Annotated in this window: 8 protein-coding genes; 6 read left to right on the top strand and 2 right to left on the bottom strand. The window is 71.1% G+C overall.

The window, feature by feature from the left end; genetic code table 11:
• Nucleotides 1-150 precede the first annotated feature (150 nt).
• From pgeF to F8566_RS37800, 6 genes are all read left to right on the top strand, one after another.
• Nucleotides 151-897, top strand: a complete 747-nt coding sequence (gene pgeF / locus F8566_RS37825) for a peptidoglycan editing factor PgeF (RefSeq protein ID WP_151566941.1) — start codon at nt 151-153, stop codon at nt 895-897.
• Nucleotides 875-1591, top strand: coding sequence for a YggS family pyridoxal phosphate-dependent enzyme (locus tag F8566_RS37820; RefSeq protein WP_151566939.1), 717 nt, complete (start codon nt 875-877; stop codon nt 1589-1591). The genes pgeF and F8566_RS37820 overlap by 23 nt, the downstream gene beginning before the upstream one ends.
• 123 nt (nt 1592-1714) lie before the next feature.
• Nucleotides 1715-2269, top strand: coding sequence for a cell division protein SepF (locus tag F8566_RS37815; RefSeq protein ID WP_151566937.1), 555 nt, complete (start codon nt 1715-1717; stop codon nt 2267-2269).
• 21 nt (nt 2270-2290) lie between these two features.
• Entirely contained in the window at nt 2291-2575 is a 285-nt protein-coding gene (locus tag F8566_RS37810) for a YggT family protein (protein WP_151566935.1), read from the top strand.
• Between the two features lie 49 nt (nt 2576-2624).
• Complete coding sequence (locus tag F8566_RS37805) at nt 2625-3542, top strand: DivIVA domain-containing protein (protein ID WP_151566933.1); 918 nt, start codon at nt 2625-2627, stop codon at nt 3540-3542.
• Nucleotides 3543-3724: 182 nt separating this feature from the next.
• On the top strand, nt 3725-4849 hold the full coding sequence (locus F8566_RS37800) for a hypothetical protein (protein ID WP_151566931.1): 1125 nt from the start codon (nt 3725-3727) through the stop codon (nt 4847-4849).
• Nucleotides 4850-4979: 130 nt separating this feature from the next.
• Here F8566_RS37800 and F8566_RS37795 read toward each other — a convergent pair whose 3' ends face one another.
• Together F8566_RS37795 and ileS are read right to left on the bottom strand one after the other, a co-directional pair.
• Complete coding sequence (locus F8566_RS37795) at nt 4980-5765, bottom strand: DUF1707 SHOCT-like domain-containing protein (RefSeq protein WP_318836466.1); 786 nt, start codon at nt 5763-5765, stop codon at nt 4980-4982.
• Nucleotides 5766-5872: 107 nt separating this feature from the next.
• On the bottom strand, nt 5873-9058 hold the full coding sequence (gene ileS, locus F8566_RS37790; RefSeq protein WP_151566929.1) for an isoleucine--tRNA ligase: 3186 nt from the start codon (nt 9056-9058) through the stop codon (nt 5873-5875).
• Between the last annotated feature and the right edge of the window lie 634 nt (nt 9059-9692).

Genomic DNA, 9692 nt, shown 5'->3' with positions numbered 1-9692 from the left:
CCGCCCGCCCGCCCCGCGCCCGTCGGCCGAGCCCGCCCCGGCGCGGGTGCACGCCGGCGACAGCGAGAGCGGCTCGGCGGCGACCGGCCAGCGCCGGCGCCCGGTCGTGTTCGACGAGGACGACGATCTCGACGTCCCCGATTTCCTCAAGTGATCACGAACGTCGGGCTGGGCGCGGGTGTCGGCGCGGCGTTCACCGCGCGTGCGGGCGGCGTGAGCAAGGCCCCGTACGACTCTCTCAACCTGGGCGGCGCCGTCGGAGACGACGCCGCCTCGGTGCGTGACAACCGCGGCCGCGCCGCCGCCGCGCTCGGCATCGACCCGGCGCGCACCGTCTGGATGCGCCAGGTGCACGGCGCGGACGTCGCGTTCGTCACCGGCTCCGCCTCGCCGGACGGCGGCCGCGACGACCTCCCGCCGGTGGACGCGATCGTGACGACGGAGCCCGGGCTGGCCCTGGCGGTCCTCGTCGCCGACTGCGCGCCGGTCCTGCTCGCCGATCCCGAAGCGGGCGTCGTCGGCGCCGCGCACTCCGGCCGGCCCGGGACGGCCGCCGGGGTGGTCCCGGCACTGGTCGAGCAGATGTGCGCCAAGGGCGCCGATCCCGCGCGGATCCGCGCGGCCATCGGCCCGGCGGCGTGCGGGGGCTGCTACGAGGTGCCCGCCGAGATGCGCGACAAGGTCGCCGAGGCCGTGCCCGAGGCGTACGCGACCACGACGGCCGGCACTCCCGGGCTCGACATCCGGGCCGGGATCGCCGCGCAGCTCGCCGCCGCAGGGGTGACCGACCTGCGGATGGACCCCCGGTGCACGATCGAGAGCGCAGAGCTCTTCTCGTTCCGGCGCGAGGGCCGGACGGGACGGTTCGCTGGATATGTCTGGCTTTCACGTGACTGAAGAACGCAAGGACGAGCTGGCGGCCAATCTGGCCGAGGTCCGCAAGCGGATCGAGGCCGCCTGCGCCGCGGCGGGCCGCGACGCGGACGAGATCACGCTGGTCGCGGTGACCAAGACCTTCCCCGCCTCGGATGTGCGGCTGCTGTCCGAGCTCGGCGTGGCCGATGTCGCCGAGAACCGCGACCAGGACGCCGCCCCCAAGGCGGCCGCATGCGAAGACCTTCCGCTGACCTGGCATTTCGTGGGTCAGTTGCAGACCAACAAAGTCCGTTCGGTGGCGTCCTACGCCGATGTCGTGCAGTCGGTGGATCGCTCCAAGCTGGTGGCCGCGCTGGACCGCGCCGCCGGGCGCGCCGGCCGGCGGCTGCGCTGCCTCGTCCAGATGTCGCTCGACGAGCGGGAAGGCCGGGGCGGGGCCGCGCCGGGCGACGTGCTCGCCCTGGCAGACGAGATCGCCGCGGCCGGGCACCTTGAGCTGGACGGCGTCATGGCGGTCGCGCCGCTGGGCGGGGACCCGGCCGAGGCCTTCGCGCGGCTGGCCCGCATCGCGGCGGAGGTACGGGAATCGCACCCCGCGGCAAGGGTCGTCTCGGCGGGGATGAGCGGGGATCTGGAGCCCGCGATCACATGTGGTGCGACACACGTACGTGTCGGTACGGCGTTGCTCGGCGGCCGACGGGCAATCGTCAGGTAATGTCCCCCCAGTGGTACCTGCCGAAACGGCAGGCCACACCGGCCCGGGGTCGCCTCCGGGTCGGTCGGATCGGTCCGATCGCGGTGCCGGGGCGCCGGGGCCCACAGGACGACGGAGGGGCATATGGCCAGCGCGATGCGCAAGATGGCGGTCTACCTCGGCCTTGTGGAGGACGACCGATACGACGACAAGTACGCCAAGTACGACGACTATGACGAGTACGAGGTGTACGACGACGAGGCCGACCCGGGCGCGGGGAGGCAGGGCCGCCTGCGGGACGACGAGTCCGCGGGGCAGCTTACCCGAGCGGAGGACGGCGCGGACCGGGATCGTGATCATCACGCTCCGTCGACCACCGGACAGCGGTCGGTAGCGCTGTACGAGTCGGGTACCACAGACCTTGCGCGTATCACTACGCTGCATCCAAGGACCTACAACGAGGCAAGGACCATCGGGGAGCATTTCCGTGAGGGAACGCCGGTGATCATGAATCTGACCGAGATGGTCGACAGCGACGCCAAGCGTCTGGTCGACTTCGCGGCAGGTCTCGTATTCGGCCTGCATGGGAGCATCGAGCGTGTTACGAACAAGGTGTTCCTTCTGTCACCTGCCAACGTGGAGGTGACGGCCGAGGACAAGGCCCGGATGGCAGAACGAGGATTCTTCAACCAAAGCTGACAGCCACATGCGAGAGTGTCCGTGACAATTGTTGGAACCGTGCTGAGCGCACTGCTCTACATCTTCCTCCTCTTCCTGATCGGGAGGTTGATCCTCGAAGTCCTGCAGTCGTTCGCGCGTTCATGGCGTCCCACGGGGGTGGTGCTGGTGATCGCGGAGGCGACCTACACCGTCACCGATCCGCCACTGAAGCTCCTGAGGCGTTTCATCCCACCCATACGTCTGGGTAACGTGGCTCTCGACCTCAGCTTCACGGTCCTCATCCTTGTGGTCTGGGTCATGATCATCTTCGTGCAGGAGCTCTGATCGGATACCGTCCTTTGGGACAGACTCCAAGCGCGCCAAGGAGACGAACATGCCGCTGACACCCGCCGATGTGCGGAACAAGCAGTTCAGTACCACCAGGCTGAGGCCGGGGTACGACGAGGAGGAGGTGGACGCCTTCCTCGACGAGGTCGAGGCCGAGCTCGACCGCCTCATCCAGGAGAACGAGGAGCTGCGCGCCAAGCTGGCCGAGTGCCTGCGCGGCAAGGTCCCCGCGATGGCCGCCCCGATCGTGGAGCCCAAGCCCGACGTCGCCAAGATCCCCGAGCCTCCCCGGCCCGAGCCGCAGCCGCAGCCCGAGCCCGAGCCCGCCCTGGGGGGCCTCGGCATGTCCGCCCCGTCCGGCGAGGACAACATGGACACCGCGGCGCGCGTGCTCGCGCTGGCGCAGCAGACCGCCGACCAGGCGATCGCCGACGCCCGCCGCGAGGCCGACGAGACGCTCGGCCGTGCCCGCCGCGAGGCCGAGGAGATCCTCGGCAAGGCCCGTCGGCAGGCCGACCAGATCGTCAGCGAGGCCCGCTCGCGCGCCGAGGCCCTCGACCGCGACGCCCAGGAGCGGCACCGCCAGGTCATGGGCTCCCTCGTGCAGCAGCGCGAGGAGCTCGAGCGTGAGGTCGACAACCTGCGCGCCTTCGAACGGGAATACCGCAGCCGCCTGAAGGTCTATCTGGAGGGCCAGCTGCGCGACCTGGAGGCGGGCAGCACCGAGGCAGGCGGCTTCCCGCCCGCCCCCGGTGGCCAGAACGTTCAGGCGGGCACCCAGACCGGCCCGCAGAGTGCCATCCCGCACGCCGACAACCGCAACGGCACCGCCGGCTCGACGGCGACCGGCCCCGCGCCGTTCCCGCCGCCAGCGGAGCCCGCTCAGCACACCCAGCAGGTCCAGCACTCGGCGACCGGCGCGTTCCACTCGGGCGGCGACAACCCGCCGCACGAGAGGCGTTGAGGCGCATCGCTCAGGCGATAGTGTCTTCCCGACCGCCGCGCCGCGGATGGCGCCGTAGCCATCCCGGCGGCGTTCGGCGTTCCGGAACGTCGTTGGTCGCCTCCGGGCCTGTTGACTAGGCGCGCCTGTTCATTGAGGTGCAGGCGGCTCGGAGCGTACGCCTGTTAGAGGGGGAGAGACCCTTGATCATCCTGAGTGGCGTCCTCGTCGTCGTCGCCATCGCCCTGCTGGTCGCGGGCATCGTGGCCGGCAACGGAGAGAGTGCACAGGTCTTCGGGCTGGACGCGCTGGTGGTGATCTATATCTCGATCGCCGTCAGCGTCGTGTCCGCGCTGTGTCTCGCCCTCGGGGTCTTCCTGCGGCGCAAGGAGCTGTTCGGCGTGGGAGCGGCCCCGGCCGCCGCCAAGAACAAGCGCAAGAGCAAGAGCAAGAAGGCCGCCCCAGCGCGGACCCCGGCGCGGAGCAAGGCGGCCCCCGCCAAGGACGAGCCCGCCGCCGACGAGGTCACCATCCCCGCTCCTCCGGCGGACGTCCCCGACGACGCCATGGTCTTCGTGGTCCGCGGACGCAAGCGCTACCACCTCAGCACCTGCCGTCAGCTCGCCGGTCGTGACAAGGAAGAGCTGACCTACGCCGAGGCCAAGGAAGAGGGCTTCAGCCCCTGCACCGCCTGCATGCCCGACACCGCACTGGCGGCGCGCGCCGCGGTGTCGGTCCCCACGGCACCCGCAGAGGCGAAGGCCAAGACGGCCGAGCTTCCCCGTACTCCGTCGAAGTCGGCCCCGGCCAAGCCGCCGGCGACACCGGCGAAGGGCCCGGGCACTCCAGAGCCCCAGCCGTCCGCGTCCACGGCACCTACGGCGCCCACCCCGGTGGGTGACATCGCACAGGCCGCGGCCAAGCCCGCCACCCCCAGGCCCGCGGACAAGCCGGTCGGCTCCGCCTCGAGCCTCCCGTCGGCCTGGCCCGCTCCCGCCTCGCCGGTGAGCCCGCCCAAGCCGGACCCGGGCCCGTCGCCGGCCGACCGTCCGGCGGCTGAGCGTCCGGCCACCGCCGAGCCGCCCGCGGGCGAGGCGAAGCAGGAAAGCGCCCCGCCCAAGCCCCGCGCCTCCGCCGAGCCCGACGAGGGCCCGCAGGTCCGGATCCTCAGCGGCACCAAGCGTTACCACCGCACCAACTGCGCCCTGATCGAGGACATCGGCGACGAGGCGGACGACCTCGAGGCGCTCTCCCGTACGGAGGCCAAGGCCCGCGGCTGCACCCCGTGCCTGGTCTGCCAGCCCGACAAGGAGCACGCCCGGGACTGACCCGTCCGCAGACCGACCGCCTACCGCGGCCGTGGCCCTGGAGCTCGGAAGGCCCGATCTCCAGAAAGCCCGGCCGCGTCCTGGTATCAGGATCGCCCTGTCAGAAGCCCCGGCATCAGGAGCCCCGGCATCAGGAGTGGTCGCGGCGGGTGGAGCGGCGCGTCTCCCGGAGCTGACGGAGACGCTCGCGCCGGTCATGGTGCAGCTCGCGGTGCCGATGGTGGATGTCGCGGTGCAGATCGCGATGGAGATCGCGGACCGTGTCTCGGTGCCGCGTCTTCCCGGGCTCGCGGCGGCGGACGTCGACGCCGCCGAACAGGGTGAAGCCGGTCAGGTGGATGGTCGGGGCGTCGTGGTCGAGGACGTCGTCCTCGGGGATGTTCACGCCGCCGAAGACGGCCGAGTTGGACTTGACGACGCGGACGCCCGGGGGGACGGTGACGTTGACGCCGCCGAAGACGCAGACGATGTTGACGGTGACCACGCGCTGGGAGAGCACCGCCTGGCGGAAGTCGAGCTCCACGCCGCCGAAGACGCAGGTGACGTTGGTCAGCGGTTCGACGAGCCACCGGCCGCGGCGGTCGGCGCCCGCGAAGGCCGCCACGATGCTGGTGGACTGGGGTGTGGGCGGCGGCTCGGCCCTGTCCTTGGCGAGCGCGTCCTTGCCGAACGCGTCCTTGGCGAGCGGATCCTCGGCGGGCGCGTCCTTGGTGAGGCGGACCGCCGGGCCGGTCTCGCCGGGAAGGTCCCGCAGGACCGGCTCCAGGTCGGCATAAGTCTTGGCCCGGTAGACCACGTCGATGCGTTCGGCGTGCTCCTCCGGCGTGATGCGGCCCTCGGCGAGGGCCTCGCGCAGCCGGTCGGCGACCCGGTCGCGGTCGGCGTCGGACGCGCGGAGGTTCTCGGAGTCGTTCACGCGAGCCATCATCTCAAACGCGATGTGTCTCGAAAAAGGCCCGCGGTGAAAATGACGCATCCGGATCAGGCGGGCGCCTGACCCGGATGCGGGTGTCCGGATGTGCGCTAGGCCTTGCGGAGCCAGAAGGTCAGGCCCAGCTCGTCGTCGCGGTGAGCGGGGAGGTCGCCGGGCTTGCCCTCCTGGACGGACTCGGCCAGGACCTCGGTGCCGATCTCGGTGGCATGGGCCCGGAAGGCCTCGGCGAGGTCGTCACCGGCGGCCCTCCACCAGAGCTCGATGCGGTCGGTGACCTCCAGCCCGCTCGACTTGCGGCCTTCCTGGATCAGCCGGACCGCCTCGCGGGCCAGGCCCGCGCGGCGGAGCTCGGACGTGAGCTCCAGATCGAGGGCGACGGTCTCGCCCGCGGCGCTCTCCACGGCCCAGCCGGAGCGCGGCCGTTCCGTGACGATCACGTCGTCGGGAGAGAGGGTCTGGGCGCCGATCTCGCTGTCGAGGGTGACCGTTCCGTCGGCGCGCAGGGTGGTGACCAGCCACGTCGGATCGGCGCTGGTGACGGCCTTGGCGACCTTCGGCGTGTCCTTGGCGTAGCGCTTGCCGAGCTCGCGGAAGTTCGGCTTGACCTCGTACTCGACCAGGTCGCCGCCGATCGAGGAGAGCTCCTCGAACGCCAGCACGTTGAGCTCCTCGGAGATCTGGGCGCGGAGCTCCGCGGGCAGGCCGGCCCACGCCGGGGCGCCCACGAGGGCACGGCCGAGCGGCTGGCGCGTGCGCACGCCGCTGGCGGCGCGCGCCGAGCGGCCGAGCTCGACCAGGCGCCGTACGAGGGCCATCTGGGTGGTGAGGGCCGGGTCGAGGAGCTCCTCGTTCACGGCGGGCCAGTCGGTGAGGTGGACCGACTCGGGGGCGTCGGCGGGACGGATCACGTCCCACACGTGGTCGGTGACGAAGGGCACCATCGGCGCCATCAGGCGGGTCAGGGTCTCCAGGCACTCGTAGAGCGTGGCGAACGCGGCGTCGTCGCCGTCCCAGAAGCGGCGGCGGGAGCGCCGCACGTACCAGTTGGACAGGTCGTCGACGAACTCGGCCAGGCGGCGCCCCGCACGGGCGGTGTCGAACTCCTCCAGCGCGGCGTCGACCTCCTTGACCGTGCGGTGCAGCTCTGCCAGGGCCCAGCGGTCCAGGAGCGGGCGGTCGGCGGGCGCCGGGGCCTCGGCGAGGCGGTCCGGCGTCCAGGCCCGGCCCTGGGCTGCCGCCGCGTTGGCGTACAGGACGAAGAACGAGGCGGTGTGCCAGTACGTGAGGAGGACCTTGCGGACGACCTCCTCCAGCGCGTTGTGGCCGATCTTGCGCGAGGCCCAGGGCAGGCCGCTGGCGAGCATGTACCAGCGCAGCGCGTCGGCGCCGTGCTCGTCCATCAGCGGGATGGGCTGCAGCACGTTGCCGAGGTGCTTGCTCATCTTGCGGCCGTCCTCGGCGAGGATCAGTCCCAGGCACAGGACGTTCTCGTACGACGACCGGTCGAAGACGAGCGCGCCGACCGCCATCATCGAGTAGAACCAGCCGCGGGTCTGGTCGATCGCCTCGCAGATGAACTGCGCCGGGTAGGACTCCTCGAAGATCTCCTTGTTGCGGTGCGGCGCGCCCCACTGGGCGAACGGCATCGAGCCCGAGTCGTACCAGACGTCGATCACGTCCGGCACGCGCCGGGCCTCGGCGCCGCACACGCTGTCGGACGCGTCTCCGACACGAGCACCGCACGGGATCGTCACGTCGTCCACGTACGGGCGGTGCGGGTCGAGCTTGTCGAGGTCCTGCCCGGCGAGCTCACCCAGTTCCTTGAGGGAGCCGACGCACGTGATGTGGTCGTCATTCTCGCTGCACACCCACAGCGGGAGCGGCGTGCCCCAGTAGCGGCTGCGCGACAGCGACCAGTCGACGTTGTTGCGGAGCCACTCCCCGTACCGGCCCTCCTTCACCGTCTCGGGGAACCAGTTGGTCTTCTCGTTCTCCTGGAGCAGCCGGTCCTTGATCTGCGTGGTCCGGATGTACCAGGCCGGGAGCGCGTAGTAGAGCAGCGCCGTGTGGCAGCGCCAGCAGTGCGGGTAGCTGTGCTCGAAGTGGCCGCCGCGGAACAGCAGGCCGCGGGCCTTGAGGTCGGCGCTGAGCGTCTCGTCGGCGTCCTTGAAGAACGTCCCGCCGACGAGCGGCACGTCGGGCAGGAACTTTCCGTCCGGGCCGATCGGGTTGACGATCGGCATGCCGTAGGCCTTGCAGACGGTCATGTCGTCCGCGCCGAACGCGGGCGCCTGGTGGACCAGGCCCGTGCCGTCCTCGACGGTGACGTAGTCGCCGAGCACCACGTAGTGCGCTTCGGGGATGTCGACGAGCTCGAACGGGCGCGCGTAGGCGGTGCGTTCGAGCTCGCGGCCCTGGTAGGTGGCGAGGCGTTCGACGTCGTCGCCCAGCACCTGTCCCAACAGCGGCTCCGCGACGACGAGGACCTCGTCGGAGCCGGCCGCGCGGGCGGCGACATAGGTGACGTCGGGGTGCACCGCGACGGCGGTGTTGGACACCAGCGTCCACGGCGTGGTGGTCCAGATGAGCAGGGCGGCGCCCAGCTCGGCGAGCGGGCCGGAGGTGACCGGCATCCGCACGTACACCGACGGACTGGAGATCGTCTCGTAGCCGCCCGGCTGGCCGAGCTCATGGTCGGACAGGCCCGTGCCGCAGCGCGGGCAGTACGGGGTGATGCGGAAGTCGCGGAACAGCAGCCCCTTGTCGAAGACGGTCTTGAGCGACCACCAGACGGACTCGACGTACTCGGGGTCCATGGTCCGGTAGGCCTGGGACATGTCGACCCAGAAACCCATCCGCTCGGTCATCTCTTCGAACGCGTCGACGTGCCGGAGCACCGACTCGCGGCAGCGCGCGTTGAACTCGGCGACGCCGTAGGCCTCGATGTCCTTCTTGCCGGTGAGGCCGAGCTCCTTCTCCACGGCGACCTCGACGGGCAGGCCGTGGCAGTCCCAGCCGGCCTTGCGCGCGACGTGGAAGCCCTTCATGGTCTTGAAGCGCGGGAAGACGTCCTTGAAGACGCGGGCCTCGACGTGGTGGACGCCGGGCATGCCGTTGGCGGTGGGCGGGCCCTCGTAGTAGCCCCAGCGCGGCCCGGACCCGGTGCGCTCGAGCGACCGCTCGAAGACCTTGTTCTCCTGCCAGCGGCGCAGCATGTCCCGCTCCAGGGCGGGCAGGTCCACCTGCGTGGGCAGGGGCCGGAACTGACGGCTCACGTGGGTTCAACCTCCGGATCGACGTATGAGCATGTGCCTGCTACGTGTCCGGAGGGACGAGACGCCCTGGCGGGGCCCCGCGGTACCACCCTCCTTGGCCGCCTGAGTCAAGGTCGAATCGAGACGGCCCGCTTCGTTCGAGTCTCGGGCGGCCGGGTCTACTTCGCCGGGTGCCGTGTGCCGGCACCGGGCGGTTCTTCCGGCGGCTCAGGGGTGATCAGACCGCCGGGCCCGCCTCCGGGCTCGCACCGTCCCCGGATCGCTCATGGCTGCTTGCGGCGGCAGTTGTCCCCATCATGGCCGTGCCGATGAGACTGCTCGCTGCGACCTTAACGCACCCGCGCGGCAAACTCTTCCCATTAACCGCCGGCCTGGGCCTCCGGGGAACGATGTGGCGCAGGTCACTCCAGAGATCGACCTCCTCATGGGTTCTCGTCCAGCCGTCACCGGGCATATGCCGCCTGTAGTCGACCAAGGTCGTTCGGCGAGGTCGAGGCTGTTTGCCGTGCCGCGAAAGGGGACTTATGCTGCCCGCACTGCCTGTCGAGGAGATCAGCGCGAGGGGGGCCGACATGGCCGGCGCGGGGAACGGCACGACGCCGCCGAAGGGGTCGGCTCAGGGAAAACGTTCGCC

The sequence above is a fragment of the Actinomadura rudentiformis genome (assembly GCF_008923185.1).
Lineage (GTDB): Bacteria > Actinomycetota > Actinomycetes > Streptosporangiales > Streptosporangiaceae > Spirillospora > Spirillospora rudentiformis.
Note: the sequence above shows the minus strand (reverse complement) of the source record. Positions and strands in the feature narration are given on the sequence as shown.

What these genes read in the sequence shown, in the direction of transcription:
- F8566_RS37820 (WP_151566939.1), top strand. Translation starts at nt 875, where the DNA reads ATGTCTGGCTTTCACGTGACTGAAGAACGCAAGGACGAGCTGGCGGCC.
- F8566_RS37815 (WP_151566937.1), top strand. Translation starts at nt 1,715, where the DNA reads ATGGCCAGCGCGATGCGCAAGATGGCGGTCTACCTCGGCCTTGTGGAG.
- F8566_RS37805 (WP_151566933.1), top strand. Translation starts at nt 2,625, where the DNA reads ATGCCGCTGACACCCGCCGATGTGCGGAACAAGCAGTTCAGTACCACC.